At 41.9% G+C, this 15,786-nt stretch carries 17 protein-coding genes; 10 read left to right on the top strand and 7 right to left on the bottom strand.

Going from position 1 to position 15,786, the window contains the following annotated elements; all coding sequences use genetic code 11:
- Positions 1 to 12: 12 nt before the first annotated feature.
- Both WA325_RS04360 and vrrA read right to left on the bottom strand, forming a co-directional pair.
- Positions 13 to 957: a 4-hydroxy-3-methylbut-2-enyl diphosphate reductase gene (locus WA325_RS04360; protein ID WP_105990428.1), complete on the bottom strand. Its 945-nt coding sequence runs from the start codon at positions 955 to 957 to the stop codon at positions 13 to 15.
- 123 nt (positions 958 to 1,080) lie between these two features.
- Complete coding sequence (gene vrrA, locus WA325_RS04355) at positions 1,081 to 1,788, bottom strand: VrrA/YqfQ family protein (RefSeq protein ID WP_336183230.1); 708 nt, start codon at positions 1,786 to 1,788, stop codon at positions 1,081 to 1,083.
- Positions 1,789 to 1,956: 168 nt separating this feature from the next.
- Here vrrA and cshB point away from each other — a divergent pair, with 168 nt between their 5' ends.
- Entirely contained in the window at positions 1,957 to 3,273 is a 1,317-nt protein-coding gene (cshB, locus tag WA325_RS04350) for a DEAD-box ATP-dependent RNA helicase CshB (RefSeq protein ID WP_105953598.1), read from the top strand.
- 9 nt (positions 3,274 to 3,282) lie between these two features.
- Positions 3,283 to 4,176 (top strand): deoxyribonuclease IV, encoded by an 894-nt coding sequence (locus tag WA325_RS04345; RefSeq protein WP_105953599.1) that lies wholly within the window; start codon positions 3,283 to 3,285, stop codon positions 4,174 to 4,176.
- A 31-nt stretch (positions 4,177 to 4,207) separates the two neighbouring features.
- Here the strand turns inward: WA325_RS04345 and WA325_RS04340 are convergent, their stop codons facing one another.
- Positions 4,208 to 4,462, bottom strand: coding sequence for a DUF2624 domain-containing protein (locus tag WA325_RS04340; RefSeq protein WP_105953600.1), 255 nt, complete (start codon positions 4,460 to 4,462; stop codon positions 4,208 to 4,210).
- A gap of 116 nt (positions 4,463 to 4,578) precedes the next feature.
- Here WA325_RS04340 and WA325_RS04335 point away from each other — a divergent pair, with 116 nt between their 5' ends.
- Both WA325_RS04335 and WA325_RS04330 read left to right on the top strand, forming a co-directional pair.
- The gene (locus WA325_RS04335; protein ID WP_010334965.1) at positions 4,579 to 5,460 is read left to right on the top strand and encodes a YitT family protein; all 882 of its coding nucleotides are present in this window, start codon (positions 4,579 to 4,581) and stop codon (positions 5,458 to 5,460) included.
- A 141-nt stretch (positions 5,461 to 5,601) separates the two neighbouring features.
- Positions 5,602 to 6,039, top strand: coding sequence for a Fur family transcriptional regulator (locus WA325_RS04330; RefSeq protein WP_010334964.1), 438 nt, complete (start codon positions 5,602 to 5,604; stop codon positions 6,037 to 6,039).
- 42 nt (positions 6,040 to 6,081) lie between these two features.
- Here WA325_RS04330 and WA325_RS04325 read toward each other — a convergent pair whose 3' ends face one another.
- On the bottom strand, positions 6,082 to 6,663 hold the full coding sequence (locus WA325_RS04325; RefSeq protein WP_105953602.1) for a hypothetical protein: 582 nt from the start codon (positions 6,661 to 6,663) through the stop codon (positions 6,082 to 6,084).
- 132 nt (positions 6,664 to 6,795) lie between these two features.
- Between WA325_RS04325 and WA325_RS04320 the strand changes: the two genes are divergently transcribed.
- Positions 6,796 to 7,185 carry a DUF308 domain-containing protein gene (locus tag WA325_RS04320; RefSeq protein ID WP_082687864.1) on the top strand — a complete coding sequence of 130 codons (390 nt, stop codon included), beginning with the start codon at positions 6,796 to 6,798 and terminating at the stop codon, positions 7,183 to 7,185.
- Positions 7,186 to 7,210: 25 nt separating this feature from the next.
- Here the strand turns inward: WA325_RS04320 and ispG are convergent, their stop codons facing one another.
- The 3 genes from ispG to WA325_RS04305 form a co-directional block, all read right to left on the bottom strand.
- Positions 7,211 to 8,329 carry a flavodoxin-dependent (E)-4-hydroxy-3-methylbut-2-enyl-diphosphate synthase gene (gene ispG, locus WA325_RS04315; RefSeq protein ID WP_174754447.1) on the bottom strand — a complete coding sequence of 373 codons (1,119 nt, stop codon included), beginning with the start codon at positions 8,327 to 8,329 and terminating at the stop codon, positions 7,211 to 7,213.
- A gap of 137 nt (positions 8,330 to 8,466) precedes the next feature.
- The gene (locus tag WA325_RS04310) at positions 8,467 to 8,766 is read right to left on the bottom strand and encodes a LysM peptidoglycan-binding domain-containing protein (protein WP_105953603.1); all 300 of its coding nucleotides are present in this window, start codon (positions 8,764 to 8,766) and stop codon (positions 8,467 to 8,469) included.
- A 97-nt stretch (positions 8,767 to 8,863) separates the two neighbouring features.
- On the bottom strand, positions 8,864 to 9,625 hold the full coding sequence (locus tag WA325_RS04305; protein WP_105953604.1) for a DUF1189 domain-containing protein: 762 nt from the start codon (positions 9,623 to 9,625) through the stop codon (positions 8,864 to 8,866).
- Positions 9,626 to 9,754: 129 nt separating this feature from the next.
- Here WA325_RS04305 and WA325_RS04300 point away from each other — a divergent pair, with 129 nt between their 5' ends.
- The 5 genes from WA325_RS04300 to WA325_RS04280 all read left to right on the top strand — a co-directional run bounded on the left by WA325_RS04300 (position 9,755) and on the right by WA325_RS04280 (position 15,744).
- A complete protein-coding gene (locus WA325_RS04300; RefSeq protein ID WP_202852931.1) occupies positions 9,755 to 10,237 on the top strand; it encodes a DUF456 domain-containing protein in 483 nt (160 codons plus the stop codon).
- A gap of 177 nt (positions 10,238 to 10,414) precedes the next feature.
- On the top strand, positions 10,415 to 11,023 hold the full coding sequence (sodA, locus tag WA325_RS04295; RefSeq protein ID WP_044154540.1) for a superoxide dismutase SodA: 609 nt from the start codon (positions 10,415 to 10,417) through the stop codon (positions 11,021 to 11,023).
- A gap of 107 nt (positions 11,024 to 11,130) precedes the next feature.
- Complete coding sequence (locus WA325_RS04290) at positions 11,131 to 12,423, top strand: MFS transporter (protein ID WP_024122070.1); 1,293 nt, start codon at positions 11,131 to 11,133, stop codon at positions 12,421 to 12,423.
- 113 nt (positions 12,424 to 12,536) lie between these two features.
- Positions 12,537 to 14,687 (top strand): penicillin-binding protein 2A, encoded by a 2,151-nt coding sequence (pbpA, locus tag WA325_RS04285; protein WP_202852932.1) that lies wholly within the window; start codon positions 12,537 to 12,539, stop codon positions 14,685 to 14,687.
- Between the two features lie 154 nt (positions 14,688 to 14,841).
- The gene (locus tag WA325_RS04280; protein ID WP_336183229.1) at positions 14,842 to 15,744 is read left to right on the top strand and encodes a phosphate ABC transporter substrate-binding protein; all 903 of its coding nucleotides are present in this window, start codon (positions 14,842 to 14,844) and stop codon (positions 15,742 to 15,744) included.
- The last annotated feature ends 42 nt before the right edge of the window (positions 15,745 to 15,786 follow it).

Raw genomic sequence — 15,786 nt, 5'->3', positions numbered from 1 at the left:
GCTGTGAGGGCCTCAGTTTTTTGCTTTCACTTTCGGAAGGATTTTTTTGAGCGGAACATTGTGTTCGATTGTCCAAGTTGATGGGTTTTCATGATCGAACTGTTCTAAAAAGCGAATCACTTCTTTGGTGATCGGTGTCGGTGTTGAAGCTCCGGCAGTAACGGCGACGGTATTTACGCCTTTAAGCCATTCCAGTTTTAATTCGCTTAGATCGCCGATTCGGTACGCTTTTGTGCCGGCTATTTCCTCTGACACTTGAGCGAGCCGGTTTGAATTGTTGCTTTTCGGGTCGCCGACAACGATCGTTAAGTCCGCTTTTTTCGCCTGTTCCGATACAGCTTCCTGCCGTACCTGGGTAGCCAGGCAAATCTCTTGGTGATATTCAACGTGAGGATATTTTTCCTTCACAAGCTCCATAATATCGTGAACATCCCATTGAGACATTGTCGTTTGGTTTGTTACGATCAATTTTTCAGCTTGGATATCGAGATTTTTGACATCTTCCGGCGTTTCAACCAAGTGAACGATATCAGGCGCAACGCCAACCGCTCCTTCCGGCTCCGGATGGCCTTTTTTGCCGATATAGATTACGTGGTATCCTTTTTCTTTCATTTCTAAGATTAAATTATGGGTTTTCGTTACATCCGGACATGTAGCATCTATTGCGACTAATCCTTTTTCTTCGGCGATTCGTCTAACCTCGGGAGAAACGCCGTGCGCTGTGAAAATGACAGTTCCTTTGTCAACCTGCTTCAGGATGTCCAGTCGATTAGCGCCGTCCAATGTATAAATGCCATCTTCCTCAAACGCATCAGTGACGTGTTTATTATGAACAATCATCCCGAGTATATAAATGGGTCTTGGCAAGCTTTTATCCAGTGCCGCGTTTTTAGCGATTACCATAGCGTCAACAACACCATAGCAATAGCCGCGCGGCGAAATTTTAATTACGTCCATTTTCGGTTGTCCTCCAATACAGAAGTGAGTAAAGGCAATATAAAAAGCCGTAATCAAACGGCTCTAATCTTGCATTCTTCTGATCTCCATTATAGCCAAACTCACTCCAGATATCAAAGAATGTTAAATATATAATCTCGGCTTTGAACTGCCTGATGTTTTTTTCGAGGAAGGAGAGGGCGTTTCATTTTTCTTTGAGACAGATGTTTTTGATTCTTGTTCCTTCAAGTCCGGTGCTTCTGTTTTTTTTGCAGATGATGAACTGCTTGCTTTTGATTTTTTCTTTTCGGCAGAGTCGCTGGACGCAGTTTTCTTTTCTGTTTCTGCACTTTCTTCCGATTCTGTCTTCGTTTCTTCTTCAGTGCCCTCTGTATCATCGTTTTTGCTTAATTGACTGTAAAGCTTTATCATTGCCGGCAGATTGCGGACTAAGGGTCCGTACTGCTGGATCATAGGGGTGACTTGCTGCGCCATGCCGAGCACTTTTTGCACATTGTTGAGCATACTGGATAACGATGCCGGATTAGCGAGATTTTGAATGCCCTGCAGACCTGCTCCTCCGCCTGCGGCTGCTCCGGGGGCCCCTGTGCCTCCTGCGCCGGGCAGAAATTTGGACAGCATCCCTTTTAAGCCTGTGCCCGCCCCATTTCTTGCTCCGGCGTTTGGCTGAGGAAGAAATTGCTGCCCTGATTGCTGGAAACCTTGCTGCGGCGGACCAAATGAAGGTCTTCGCATTTCAGGCGCTGTTCTTCCCATCATGCGCTGGTTTTGCATAGGGCGGGGCGGACCGGGCTGCGGATAGTTTCTCATTGGCTGCTGCTGTGAAAACATACTTGTACCTCCTTTCAGTTCTCTCTGCTATTACAATATGCATGGGTTTCGGTATTTGCTTTCCTTATCTGAATAAAACAAACGCCTTCCAAACGTGGTGTTTTTAAGGTGAATCGGGTATAATGTGATGATGGACACATAATGTGCCGCTTTAAGGAGCTGGGAAAAATGAAAGAAACTAAATTTGATGTGTATGAATTGAAACCGTTTATTATAGATGCAGTACATCGCCTTGGTTTTTATGAACCGACCGATATTCAAAAAAGGCTGATTCCTGCTGTATTAAAAAAAGAAAGCGTCATCGGACAGTCTCAGACGGGAACCGGAAAGACTCACGCTTACTTGCTTCCTTTGTTAAATAAAATTGATCCTGCTAAGGATGTCGTTCAGGTGGTCATCACGGCTCCGACGCGCGAGCTTGCCAACCAGATTTATCAGGAAGCGCTGAAAATCACGCAGGGTGCAGAAGGCGATTCGATCCGTTCGAAATGTTTTATCGGAGGAACAGATAAGCAGAAAGCCATTGATAAACTGAAAACGCAGCCGCATCTAGTCGTCGGAACGCCTGGACGGATTGCGGATTTAATCAAAGAACAGGCATTAAGTGTTCATAAAGCTGAATCTCTTGTTATTGATGAAGCGGATTTAATGCTGGATATGGGATTCCTTGCAGACGTTGATTACATTGGTTCACGTATGCCAGAGGATCTGCAGATGCTTGTGTTCTCTGCAACAATTCCGGAAAAGCTGAAACCGTTTTTGAAAAAATATATGGAAAACCCGAAATATGCCCACGTGGAGCCGAAACAGGTCACTGCTGCGAAAATTGAGCATATTCTTATTCCTTCAAAGCACCGTGATAAGGACAAGCTCCTTTTCGATATCATGTCTAATCTGAACCCATACTTAGGCATTGTGTTTGCCAATACAAAAAACACTGCCGACCATATTGCCAAATATTTGATGGGCAAAGGTATGAAAATCGGACTTCTGCACGGCGGCTTAACGCCTCGTGAGCGGAAAAAAGTCATGAAGCAGATTAATGATTTGGAATTCACTTATGTAATTGCAACTGACCTCGCCGCAAGAGGTATTGATATTAAAGGTGTCAGCCATGTCATCAACTATGAGCTGCCGGATGATCTTGATTTCTATGTTCACCGTGTGGGCAGAACAGCGCGCGCGGGTTCTTCAGGACAGGCCATGACCATTTATGAGCTTTCTGATGAGGATGCATTGGTGAAGCTTGAGAAAATGGGCATTGAGTTTGATTACCTGGAGATTGAAAAAGGTGAATGGAAAAAAGGCGATGACCGCCAGCGCCGCCAAAAGCGTAAAAAGACGCCAAACGAAGCAGATGAAATCGCCCATCGTCTCGTGAAAAAGCCGAAGAAGGTTAAGCCGGGATATAAAAAGAAAATGAGCTACGAGATGGAGAAAATTAAGAAAAAACAGCGAAGAAATCAATCTAAAAAAAGAAAGTAGGGGAACCGGTTGTTGAGAATAGGTTCACACGTCTCTATGAGCGGGAAACATATGCTTCTGGCTGCGAGTCAGGAAGCAGTCTCTTACGGGGCGAACACGTTTATGATTTATACAGGTGCGCCGCAAAATACGCGCCGAAAAAAAATTGAAGACTTAAATATAGAAGCCGGCCGCGCTCACATGCAGGAAAACGGGATCGACGAGATTATCGTACACGCGCCTTATATTATTAATATTGGCAATACGACCAATCCGGCTACTTTTGAGCTTGGTGTTGATTTTCTCCGCTCTGAAATTGAGCGGACAGCTGCTATCGGCGCGAAGCAAATCGTCCTTCACCCGGGTGCTCATGTTGGGGCGGGAGCCGAAGAAGGCATTAAAAAAATCATTGAAGGCTTAAATGAAGTCATTGATCCGAATCAAAATGTGCAGATTGCATTAGAAACAATGGCAGGCAAAGGATCTGAATGCGGCAGAAGCTTTGAAGAGCTTGCGCAAATTATTGATGGCGTGACACACAATGAGCAGTTATCTGTATGCTTTGACACATGCCATACACATGATGCCGGCTACAATATTGTCGAAGATTTTGACGGAGTGCTGAATGAGTTCGATAAAATTGTCGGTATTGACAGAATCAAAGTGCTCCATATCAATGACAGCAAAAATGTCAAAGGCGCGAGAAAAGACCGTCATGAAAATATTGGATTCGGGGAAATCGGGTTTGACGCATTGCAATATGTCGTTCATCATGAGCAGTTAAAAGACATCCCGAAAATTCTTGAAACGCCGTATGTCGGTGAAGATAAAAAGAACAAAAAACCGCCGTACCGTTTTGAGATTCAAATGCTGAAAGAAAAGCAATTTGACAACACATTACTCGAAAAGATTTTACAGCAATAAAAAAAGGGGGGGATTGAATTCCCCCCTTTTTTCAGCTTGTGAACTGTTTGAAAAGTTCATGAACGGTTTGGGCTGTTTCTTTTGAAGTAATGGATTCTACTTGTTTCAGCAGCCGCGTACGTTCCTGCTCATTAAAAATATTCACGTTTTTCCCGTATAACAGGTTTGCTACTTCAACTGCCTGCGGTTTTGACAGACTGATTCCGTATTGCTTAGAGTACTTCAATAAATCTTCAGCACTGGCTTGATTGAGCCTCTGCAAAATAATTCTTTGAAATAATATCATCGAACATTCCACCTCTCAGACATAATGTATGGGCAAATCAGTAAAATGTGTCAGCATTTCATGGTAAAATAGAGTCATAGTCTATTTAAAATAGTTATTGCAGGAAAGGAGATTTTATGACCCCAACAAAACAACACAAAAGAGAATCATTTACCCACTTTATATTCAGGGTCATCATGATTCTGATTGGAGCTGCGTCTGCGGCGGTAAGTATTGAATTATTTTTAGTCCCCAATGATTTTATTGATGGAGGCATTATCGGTGTATCACTTATTTTAGACCACCTCTTTATGTCAAACCCCTTTCTGAATTTCGCTGTATTCGTTGTCATTTTAAACATTCCTTTTATGATCTTCGGATATAAATATATCGGTAAGACCTTCCTCGTTTCTACTGTTATCGGGATTGTCGGCCTTGCCTTAATCGAATCCTCGCTTCACCACGTAGAAGCCATTACGACACAGCCTATTCTGGCTACAGTATTCGGAGGTCTTTTGCTCGGCTTTGGTGTCGGGCTGGTGATTCGAAACGGTGGTTCAATGGACGGCACAGAAATTCTCGGTATCCTTCTAACGAAAAAACTGCCCTTTTCAGTTGGTGAGTTTGTGATGCTCATCAATGTATTTATCTTTATTTGGGCCGGTTTTGTGTTCGGTCCTGAGCAAGCTATGTATTCTTTCATGACTTACTACATTGCCATGAAAACCATTGATGCGGTCATCCAAGGGCTTGATGAAACAAAAGCTGTGATTATTGTCTCGGACCAGTATGATGAGATTTCTGACGCTATATTACACCGTCTCGGACGCGGAACAACGAAGCTGAAGGGAAAAGGCGGCTATACAGACGAGGAAAAAGATGTGATTTATGCAGTTGTCACAAGGCTGGAAGTGACCAAGCTCAAATCCATTGTGTTTGAAGTCGATGATAATGCATTTATTACAATAATGAATACTCATGAAACAAGAGGCGGTAAATTCAAAACCGCAATCCACTAGGCTTTCATTTACTTTTATTCATTTTATGGGTATAATTTTATCAGTAGTAAAGAAAATGGCTTGCTGGTCAGACAGCTGCCATTTTCTTTTTGATATATAAGATACGTTCGTTCTTAAGCAAAGCGAAAAGGGGGGCCCTTCATGAACGTACAAGAAGCGCTGAACTTACTGAAAGAAAACGGATATAAATATACAAGCAAACGGGAAGATATGCTTCAGCTTTTTGCTGATTCGGACAGGTATCTGACCGCTAAAAATGTACTGTCTGCACTAAATGATGATTATCCCGGTTTAAGCTTTGATACAATTTACAGAAACCTTTCTTTATATGAAGAGCTAGGTATTTTGGAAACGACTGAGCTCTCCGGTGAAAAGCTGTTCCGATTTAAATGCTCATTTACTCATCATCACCATCACTTTATTTGCCTGGCTTGCGGCAAAACAAAGGAAATTGAGTCTTGTCCGATGGATAAGCTCTATGATGACCTAGATGGCTATCAGATCAGCGGGCATAAATTTGAGATTTACGGGACATGTCCAAGCTGTGAACAGGAAAAGCAAGATCAACCTTCTGCGTAAGAGTTAAGGATAGAGAAAAAGGAGCCTGATCAGGCTCCTTTTTTAATTTTTCACACGTATGAAAGAATGTTTATTTTCATTTATCCATTGAACCGCTTCGAGCCAGTTGTTAACTCTAATGATATTTGAATCGATCGGAAGCTGGTTATACGGCGAATTGAATAAAATCACCGGTATACCGGCTTCTTTTGCAATCATCATTGCGTTTCCGTGATGATCCTCAAAAAACAAGTCGATGTCATGTTTTTTGACCGCTTCGACTTTATGATGCCCGCCCACGAGCTCTATGTGGTCATAATGGATGTTTTGTCTGTCAAACCATTCGAACGTAACATCGCTTAAATGAGTCCTTCTCGCCGTAATATAAATCAGCCGGTGCTCCTCTTTGAGGAGGTCAAGGGACTGTTTTGCATGCTGCGCAAGAAGTGCTTCTTTATATATGATTGCTTCATTTTGATTCATCCAATCCCAAAATTCTTCCTGTGTAATATGTAACAGTTTTGTTAAATCATAATCCGTCATATCGTTTAATGAAATGGAAAGATTAAACGAGCGGTTTAAATAAGGGACGAATGTATCCTGAGCCGTGATTGTGCCGTCAATATCTATTCCTAAGCGTAACATGCCCACACTCCTTCAGTTTCATCCTTTCAAGTGTAACATAAACAATTAACATTACCAGAAAAGTTTAGCAAACATGAATCAGCAAAAATGGATCAAACTATAAAAGCTCCTTTAATAAAACAGAAGGGGGAATTGAAGGTGGCAAACGATTACGAAAAACGTGATAACAACAGTTACTATGTAGATCATGGTTCTGAAGGAACAAATATTACCCGCGACAATGATGGTTTTTTTGAGGAAACGGCTGCTGAAATTGCAGAGCCTTTCCGCGCTTCTGACCGCAGCGGTGACCAAGAGAATGACCGCAGCGGCGGAAATGTCAATGAAGGACGGGGGATAGGGTATATCGCTTTAGCCTTGTCCATTATTTCATTGTTTGTTCTTCCTGTTTTGTTGGGAGCTGCCGGTATTATTGTCGGCTATATCGCAAGAAGAAGAGGAGCCCAAAGCCTGGGTGCATGGGCCATGGGGATTGGTGTTGTTTCATTAGTGCTTGGAATATTTATTATTCCATTTTTCTAATACAAAAAAGCTTGACGGGTTTCCGTCAAGCTTTTTGTGTTTCTTCAGCTAATTTCGCTTTTTCAGCCTCAAGCTTTGCGTAGTGCTCTTCAGCAAGTATGTCGATTTCTTTTTTCAGTTCTTCAACCATTGTTTCTTCTGGAACCTTACGGACAATTTTACCTTTTCGGAACAGAAGGCCTTCACCGCGTGCTCCAGCGATGCCGATATCAGCTTCTCTAGCTTCACCTGGGCCGTTTACCGCACATCCGAGAACTGCAACTTTAATCGGCGCTTTCACTTTAGAAATATATTCTTCCACTTCGTTGGCGATACTGATCAAATCAATCTCGATACGGCCGCAAGTCGGGCATGAGATGAGGGTTGCAGCGTTAGAGGCCAAACCAAAGGATTTCAACAGCTCTCTCGCTACTTTAACCTCTTCAACCGGGTCTGCGCTTAATGAGATACGCAGGGTGTTACCGATGCCCTTGCTTAAAATCGCGCCAAGCCCTGCTGCGCTTTTTACTGTACCGGCAAACAGCGTTCCTGACTCGGTGATTCCGAGGTGAAGCGGGTAATCAAATGCTTTTGACGCTTTTTCGTAAGCCTCGATGGCAAGGTTTACGTCAGAAGCCTTCATGCTGACGATAATATCGTGAAAATCTAGATCCTCAAGAATCTTAATGTGATGAAGAGCACTTTCTACCATGCCGTCTGCTGTCGGATATCCGTATTTTTCTAAAATTCGTTTTTCCAATGAACCTGCGTTTACACCAATTCGGATTGGAATCCCTTTTTCTTTCGCCGCTTTAACGACCGCTTCGACTTTTTCACGGCGGCCGATGTTGCCTGGGTTGATTCGTATTTTATCTGCGCCGCCTTCAATGGCTTTTAACGCAAGCTTATAATCAAAATGAATGTCAACGACGAGCGGAATGGAGATGCGTTTTTTAATATCCGCAATGGCGTTTGCCGCCCGTTCATCCGGACAAGCCACCCGCACGATTTGGCATCCGGCTTCAGCCAGCCGGTTAATTTCCGCAACCGTTGCTTCTACATCATGTGTTTTGGTTGTTGTCATGCTTTGGATAACGACTTCATTGTTACCGCCTATTGTTAAAGGTCCCACTTTAACGGGACGCGTTTTTGTACGATGGGTGATTTCACTCACTTGTCAATCGCTCCTTAATTGTAGTTGCCGCTTCTAGATAGAATAAACCTAGTATGGTGTATGTCAATGTATTTTACAAATTATATTGTAACAGTGTATTCGCCGAACTGACAAGAAATTAACGTTAATTATGGGTAGACCGGGAATTTGTATGCTGTTCCTGCTTGAATCGTATTGGCTTTTACATTTGGATTAAGCGTTTCAAAATCCTTTACAATATCGTCAGGGGAACTTGCAGACCCGACAATTGACATGACCGTGTCACCCGGTTTTACCGTCACCGTTTTATACGCTGTTTCCTGTACAGCTGTTGTTGCCGATGCTTTATATACGGGGAGGTTCTGAATGGGGATCGTTCCAATTTTAAGGTCATAAAAAATAATAAAAAGGATAAAGAGAATGCTGAATACAAAAGTGAGACGTTTCATTGATTGTGCCTCCCGCATACAAAATTTTTATAACATTGTATGCTTGTCCGTGTTGATTCATGACAAAAGAAAAGAGACTGCGAAGGCAGTCTCCGAATTAAGCAACAGCTTTTTTGGACGGGAGCTCTTTTAATACAAGAAACAGGATGACAAAGTTAACAAACCAGTTGACTAAAAATTCACTTGGCACCGTTGTTTCTAACGCACGCATAATCGTAAAAAATAGTGTTGAAAGGGTAATGGAGTAAGCAGAAAGCTTCCATAGCTGCTGGTAGGACAGCTGCTTTTGCTGAGCGTTCTTTATGATTAGCCCGATAAGCGCCAAGAATGATACCTCAATAAATTTTCCCGCCGCTGTCACGAGAAAAATGAGAACTGAGAGAACAGTCACGATCATTGTTTTATTTTGGTTTAACCCTGCAGTGACATCTTTTTTGGTTAAATCTGACGGCATCATTGAGTAAGCCATCTCTTGGGCCTGTCCGTCAATGGCCAAAACAAACTTATCCTGAAGTATACCTATTGCGTTTTGCTTTGCTTCGATTTGTTCCGTGCCATATGCATCCGTCGGATCAAACACAATGACAAAGCCGTTTGCCTTTGATTCTGTGGCTTTTTTTTCATCCGTCTGAAGTTTGCCGTTTGAAATTGTGAAATCAGGGAAATCTTTGTTTAAAACGGATTTAAAGCCGTTCATAGATTGGACGGTCCCTGAGCTTACATAATAAGCAGTGGGGATCGCAAAAAGGACAGAAAGCAAAAATACATAAAGAATCGCTTTTCCGATTCCTTGAAATCTTGTTTTTGCAATATCCCGTGGAGAGTATGTACTTTTGATGAAAAGCTGAAATACATTCACTGTCTTCACTTCCTAGCTATACAATATATGTTGCTTATTGTATCGTTGCCAGCGTATGAATACAAGGAAGACCTGCATTGGCAGAAGTGTAAGATCAGAGATGTAAGCATATTGAGGAGGATGGATTCTATGGATATTTTGTATTGGCTGTTGATCGCTGCACTATTTATCATCGCTTTTATCGGGCTTGTGTATCCTATTATTCCAAGTGTTGTATTTATCGTTGCCGGTTTTGTATTATACGGATTTTTGTTTTCTTTCAGTCCGTATTCCTATATGTTCTGGCTGGTTGAAGCTGTATTCGCCGCAGTATTATTCGCCGCAGATTACGTTTCAAATCTGCTTGGTGTAAAGAGGTTCGGCGGAAGCAAAGCTGCTATTTGGGGGAGTACGATCGGGTTGTTGATCGGTCCCTTTGTGATTCCGGTTGCGGGGATTATTTTAGGGCCGTTTATCGGAGCTGTTTGCGCAGAGCTTATCGTACATCAAAAAGATGTAAAATCAGCGTTTAAAATTGGGCTAGGCTCATTGATCGGCTTTTTAACGGGGGTCATTGCAAAGGGAATTATTCAGCTTTTAATGATCGGATATTTTTTATGGACTGTCCTGTAAGAATTGCTGTCAGGAGGTTTAAGGGGGCGAAGTAACGGTTAAAGTGAAATATGTCTGCTGAAATAGCCAAATTGTGAGCTTTTTCATTGATTACACGGCGTTCTTTTGTTACATTGAATGAAGAAAGGCTCGCTGTGAAGCGGCATTTCAGTACATATATATTAAGGAGGAATTATCATGGCTTACGAACTTCCAGAATTACCTTATGCGTACGATGCTTTAGAACCGCATATCGACAAGGAAACTATGAATATTCACCATACGAAGCACCATAACACATACGTTACAAATTTAAACAAAGCGGTTGAAGGAAACACTGCTCTTGCAAACAAATCAGTTGAAGAGCTTGTTGCAGATCTAGATTCTGTTCCTGAAAACATCCGCACAGCAGTCCGCAACAATGGCGGCGGACACGCGAACCACAAATTATTCTGGACACTTTTATCTCCAAACGGCGGTGGCGAGCCAACTGGCGAGCTTGCTGAAGAGATCAACAGTGTATTTGGAAGCTTTGACAAATTCAAAGAACAATTCGCTGCAGCAGCAGCTGGACGTTTCGGTTCAGGCTGGGCATGGCTTGTTGTAAACAACGGCAAACTTGAAATCACAAGCACGCCAAACCAAGATTCTCCGCTTTCTGAAGGCAAAACGCCTATCCTAGGTCTTGATGTTTGGGAGCATGCTTACTACCTTAACTATCAAAACCGCCGTCCTGATTACATTTCAGCTTTCTGGAATGTGGTAAACTGGGACGAAGTTGCTCGTCTTTACAGCGCAGCAAAATAATAACGCAAAACAAGGCCCTCATAAAAGGGCCTTGTTTTTTTATGTCTTCTCTTTACATATCTCGGTTTCAGTGAGACAGACTAAGGGGTAGTAAAGGGGAGTCAGTAATGAGCAAACTAAAAAAGGTAATTGGAGATGTAAATGTAAATAAAGGATTACTTCTTCTGCTGACCGTTGGCGGTCTTTACTCGTTAGGAATTGCGCTTTCCAATACATTTGTGAATGTGTATCTCTGGAAGCAGTCAGGAAAATTTATTGATTTGGCGATATACAACTTATCGATTGTGACGATGCAGCCGATAACATTTTATTTAGCTGGCCGTTTAGCCAAAAAAATAGACCGGGTTTTCATTCTTAGATTTGGAGTGATTTTTTTAGCAGCATTTTATTTAAGTGTGCTGCTGGCTGGAGAAACTGCTGCATCACGTCTTGTTCTCATCGGAGCGGTGCTCGGAGTAGGCTATGGATTTTACTGGCTCGCGTTTAATGTGCTCACCTTTGAAATAACAGAGCCTGATACGCGGGATTTTTTCAACGGCTTTATGGGCATCCTGTCCTCATCCGCAGGAATGATTGGTCCGATTGTTGCAGGATTTGTCATCTCAAGGCTTGAAAATAATACGGGTTACACTGTCATTTTCAGTCTCTCCCTCAGTTTATTTGCACTGGCTGTCGTGATGAGCTTCTTCCTAAAACGGAGAGAATCAAAGGGCCAATTTATGCTGAGTAAGGTATTTGGAGAACGCCACACTAATATGAACTGGCGGCGAATTACAAATGCGCATTTTTTTCAGGGCTTGAGAGAAGGGATTTTCGTCTTTTTAATCAGTGTTTTTGTGTTTATTGAGACAAACAGCGAACTGGCCCTCGGAACCTTTGGTCTCGTCAACTCTGCTGTTTCCTTTTTTGCCTATTATTTTGCTTCAAGGCTGATCAAGAAGAAGGCCCGTAAAAAATCAATTTTGCTGGGCGGCCTTATTCTCTATGGTGCGCTGTTTTTGATACTCTTTCATATGAGCTTTACGACATTATTGACGTACGGCGTGTTTATTGCGATCGGCTATCCTCTTTTGCTCGTGCCTTATGTATCGCTTACATATGATGTCATAGGACGGGCCAGACATGCCAGAAAAGCGAGAATTGAATATATCGTGCTGAGAGAAATGTTTTTAAACGCCGGCAGAATTGTTTCGATTTTATGCTTTCTCCTTATCGTGGCCCTTTTTAAAGAAGATATGGGTATACCGTTGTCGCTTGCCATCTTGGGCATCGGGCATCCGCTCATTTATTACTTTGTCAAGGATATTCGTTTTAAAGAGAAAGAAGAGGAAAATGAAACTATGGAAGAAGACGGCCACAAACGGGTGACTGAACCGAACCTTTTAAAAGGCGAAAGATAATTTTTTGGCAATAAGGGGTTATCTGTAGAAAAAAGTCGAAAAAACCTTTAAAATGAAAAATGGCACTCTTACGTGAGTGTCTTTTCTTTCTGTAAATAGAAAAAGGTGATGTTATGAGGAGAAATAAACAAAAAAAGCAAAATCATAAAGAGAAAAAGAAGTCGCTTCCGATCCGGCTGAATATTTTATTTTTGGCCGCTTTTGTTATATTCACCTGGATTATTGTGGAGCTTGGCATTAAGCAGATCGTTCAAGGCGATGATTACAAAAATCAAGCCAATCAGCAGGAACAAAGTGAAGTCAGCTCGGCGGTGCCGCGCGGGAAAATTTATGATCGGAATTTTAATGCCATTGTAACAAATAAGGCTTTAAATGCGATTACATACACCAGATCTAAATCTACAACGCAAGAACAGCGTCTGAAAATCGCAAAAAAGCTGGCAGATATGATTAAAGTCGAGACAAAAAAAGTAACAGAACGAGATAAAAAAGATTATTGGATTTTGACTAGACCAAAAGAAGCGAAAAAGCTGATTACTTCTAAGGAAAGACAGCAGGTAGAAAATAAAAAATTATCAGATGATGATTTATATCAGCTCCAGCTAAAACGGATTACCGATAAACAGCTGAATGAATTGACTGATAAAGACATGCAGATTCTCGCCATTAAAAGACAGATGGACTCCGGATATGCGTTAACACCGCAATACATCAAAAATGAAGATGTATCAGCGAAAGAAATGGCAGTTGTAAGTGAACATTTAGATGAACTGCCGGGTGTTGATGTCACGTCAGACTGGGAACGTGAATATCCGTATAAAAATCTTCTCCGTTCCGTGCTTGGAAGTGTTTCCAGCTCTGATGAAGGATTACCGTCAAATCTGCTCGACCATTATCTGTCGCTCGGCTACAGCAGAAACGACAGGGTAGGAAAAAGTTATCTGGAATATCAATACGAAAGCCTTTTGCAGGGCCAAAAAGCAAAGGTGGAAAATATCACAGATTCAAATGGCAATGTAACGGGAACAAAGACCGTTTCTGAAGGGAAAGCCGGTAAAGATCTCGTGCTTACGATTGACATTGACTTGCAAAAATCAGTTGAAAAAATTATCGAGAAAAATCTCAAATCTGCTAAAGCAAGACCAAGTACTGAATTGTTAGACCGGGCATTTGTCGTCATGATGGACCCGAGAAACGGCGAAGTGCTGACGATGGCGGGTAAGCAGATTAAAACAGAAAACGGGAAATATAAAATTGATGATTACGCACTAGGGAATATGACGTCATCTTATGCTATGGGATCAGCTGTCAAAGGCGCAACTGTACTGACAGGTCTTCAAACCGGTGCCATCAATCTGAATACAGTTTTTCAGGATGAACCATTATATATTGGCCAGGATAAAAACGGCAAAAAATCGTGGACTACTTTGGGACCTGTTAATATTCAAAGAGCCTTAGAGCAGTCTTCAAACGTATTCATGTTTAAAACTGCAATCGCACTTGGAAAAGGTGAATATAAACCGCATCAAGCTTTACCGATTGATACGACGGCTTTTGATACGTTCCGGAATTATTTCAGTCAATTTGGACTTGGTGTAAAAACTGGGATTGACCTTCCAAATGAAATGACAGGCTATAAAGGAACAAGCAGATTGACGGGATTCTTGCTTGACTATGCTATCGGCCAATATGATACGTACACACCGCTCGAACTAGCACAATATGTATCAACAATCGCAAATGGTGGCTACCGCTTGAAACCTCAGCTTGTAAAAGAAGTAAGGGAACCTGATGCAGAAAAAGGAATCGGGGCGGTCGTACAATCTGTTCAGCCTGAAGTGCTGAATAAAGTGGACATGAAAAGCGATTATATTAAAGAGGTTCAAGCCGGGTTTAGACGAGTCGCGACTAAAGGAACTGCGGCAAGTCAATTTGCTTCAGCATCTTATAAACCTGCTGCTAAAACAGGAACAGCACAATCGTTCTATGACGGACCAAATAAATCAAAAACAGGTGAAAGTACTTATAATACAACACTTGTTGCTTATGCCCCTGCTGATAACCCTGAGGTTGCCATCTCTGTTGTAGTTCCTTGGGCTTATGTAGATTACAGCGCTAAATATACCATTACGAACGAAATCGGCAGAGAAGTATTGGATAAATATTTTGAGCTGAAATCGAAGCAGGACAAAGAAGATACTCAGCAAAAAAATAAAGACAAAATTGAAGAAAAAGCAGAAAACACAACGTCTTCGGATAACTAAACAGAAACGCCCACATCATGTGGGCGTTTTTTTTATACAAAAAAATGCACGGATTTACAAAACCTTAACATTCGATTTAAACCTATTTTACATAGAACCTTTACTCTATACGTGTAGGACAAATTACACATTATACGCAGGGGGAATTCAGGAAATGAAAAAAAACAAATTGGTGCTTATGCTTCTGATGGCTGCTTTTATGATGATTGCAGCTGCATGCGGAAACGCAGGAGAAAGTGAAAAAACAAATAGCGGCTCTGCAAAAGGAGAAGAAAAGGCATCAGGTTCTTTAACCATTTCTGGTTCATCGGCCATGCAGCCATTAGTACTTGCAGCTGCAGAAAAATTTATGGAAGAAAACCCTGATGCTGATATACAGGTACAAGCAGGGGGGTCTGGAACAGGGCTTTCTCAAGTCTCTGAAGGGGCTGTTCAAATCGGAAATTCAGATGTTTTCGCTGAAGAAAAAGAAGGTATCGACGCAAAAGCGCTTGTAGACCATCAAGTTGGAGTAGTCGGTATGGCAGCGGCTGTAAACCCTGACACAGGTGTAAAAGATATCTCAAAAGATGAATTGAAAAAAATCTTCACTGGCAAAATCAAAAACTGGAAAGAGCTTGGCGGAAAGGATCAAAAAATTACGCTTGTAAACCGTCCTGATTCTTCAGGTACACGTGCTACATTTGTAAAATATGCGCTTGACGGAGAAGAACCGGCAGAAGGCATTACTGAGGATTCTTCCAACACTGTGAAAAAAATCATTGCTGATACTCCGGGAGCGATTGGATATCTTGCATTCTCATATTTAACAGATGACAAAGTAACAGCTTTATCTATTGACGGTGTGAAGCCTGAAGCGAAAAACGTTACAACTGGAGAATATCCAATCTGGGCTTATCAGCATTCTTATACAAAAGGCGAAGCGAAAGATCTAGCGAAAGAATTTCTTGATTATCTAAAGAGTGAAGACATTCAAAAAAGCATTGTAACTGACCAAGGGTACATTCCGGTGACTGATATGAAAGTGACTCGCGATGCCAAAGGGAAGCAAAGCTGATCTAAATAAAAAGAGGAGTGCGGAGACTTCCGTTTCTCCTCT

This window comes from Bacillus sp. 205(2023), from assembly GCF_037027485.1.
In the GTDB taxonomy this organism is placed as follows: domain Bacteria; phylum Bacillota; class Bacilli; order Bacillales; family Bacillaceae; genus Bacillus; species Bacillus halotolerans.
This window is presented reverse-complemented; position numbering and strand designations above follow the sequence as displayed.

Coding starts and splice junctions, on each gene's coding strand:
- WA325_RS04360 (WP_105990428.1), bottom strand. CDS start 957: ATGGACGTAATTAAAATTTCGCCGCGCGGCTATTGCTATGGTGTTGTT.
- WA325_RS04290 (WP_024122070.1), top strand. CDS start 11,131: ATGAGCAAACTAAAAAAGGTAATTGGAGATGTAAATGTAAATAAAGGA.
- WA325_RS04340 (WP_105953600.1), bottom strand. CDS start 4,462: ATGATATTATTTCAAAGAATTATTTTGCAGAGGCTCAATCAAGCCAGT.
- WA325_RS04300 (WP_202852931.1), top strand. CDS start 9,755: ATGGATATTTTGTATTGGCTGTTGATCGCTGCACTATTTATCATCGCT.
- sodA (WP_044154540.1), top strand. CDS start 10,415: ATGGCTTACGAACTTCCAGAATTACCTTATGCGTACGATGCTTTAGAA.
- vrrA (WP_336183230.1), bottom strand. CDS start 1,788: ATGTTTTCACAGCAGCAGCCAATGAGAAACTATCCGCAGCCCGGTCCG.
- cshB (WP_105953598.1), top strand. CDS start 1,957: ATGAAAGAAACTAAATTTGATGTGTATGAATTGAAACCGTTTATTATA.
- WA325_RS04325 (WP_105953602.1), bottom strand. CDS start 6,663: ATGTTACGCTTAGGAATAGATATTGACGGCACAATCACGGCTCAGGAT.
- WA325_RS04280 (WP_336183229.1), top strand. CDS start 14,842: ATGAAAAAAAACAAATTGGTGCTTATGCTTCTGATGGCTGCTTTTATG.
- WA325_RS04330 (WP_010334964.1), top strand. CDS start 5,602: ATGAACGTACAAGAAGCGCTGAACTTACTGAAAGAAAACGGATATAAA.
- WA325_RS04310 (WP_105953603.1), bottom strand. CDS start 8,766: ATGAAACGTCTCACTTTTGTATTCAGCATTCTCTTTATCCTTTTTATT.
- pbpA (WP_202852932.1), top strand. CDS start 12,537: ATGAGGAGAAATAAACAAAAAAAGCAAAATCATAAAGAGAAAAAGAAG.
- WA325_RS04335 (WP_010334965.1), top strand. CDS start 4,579: ATGACCCCAACAAAACAACACAAAAGAGAATCATTTACCCACTTTATA.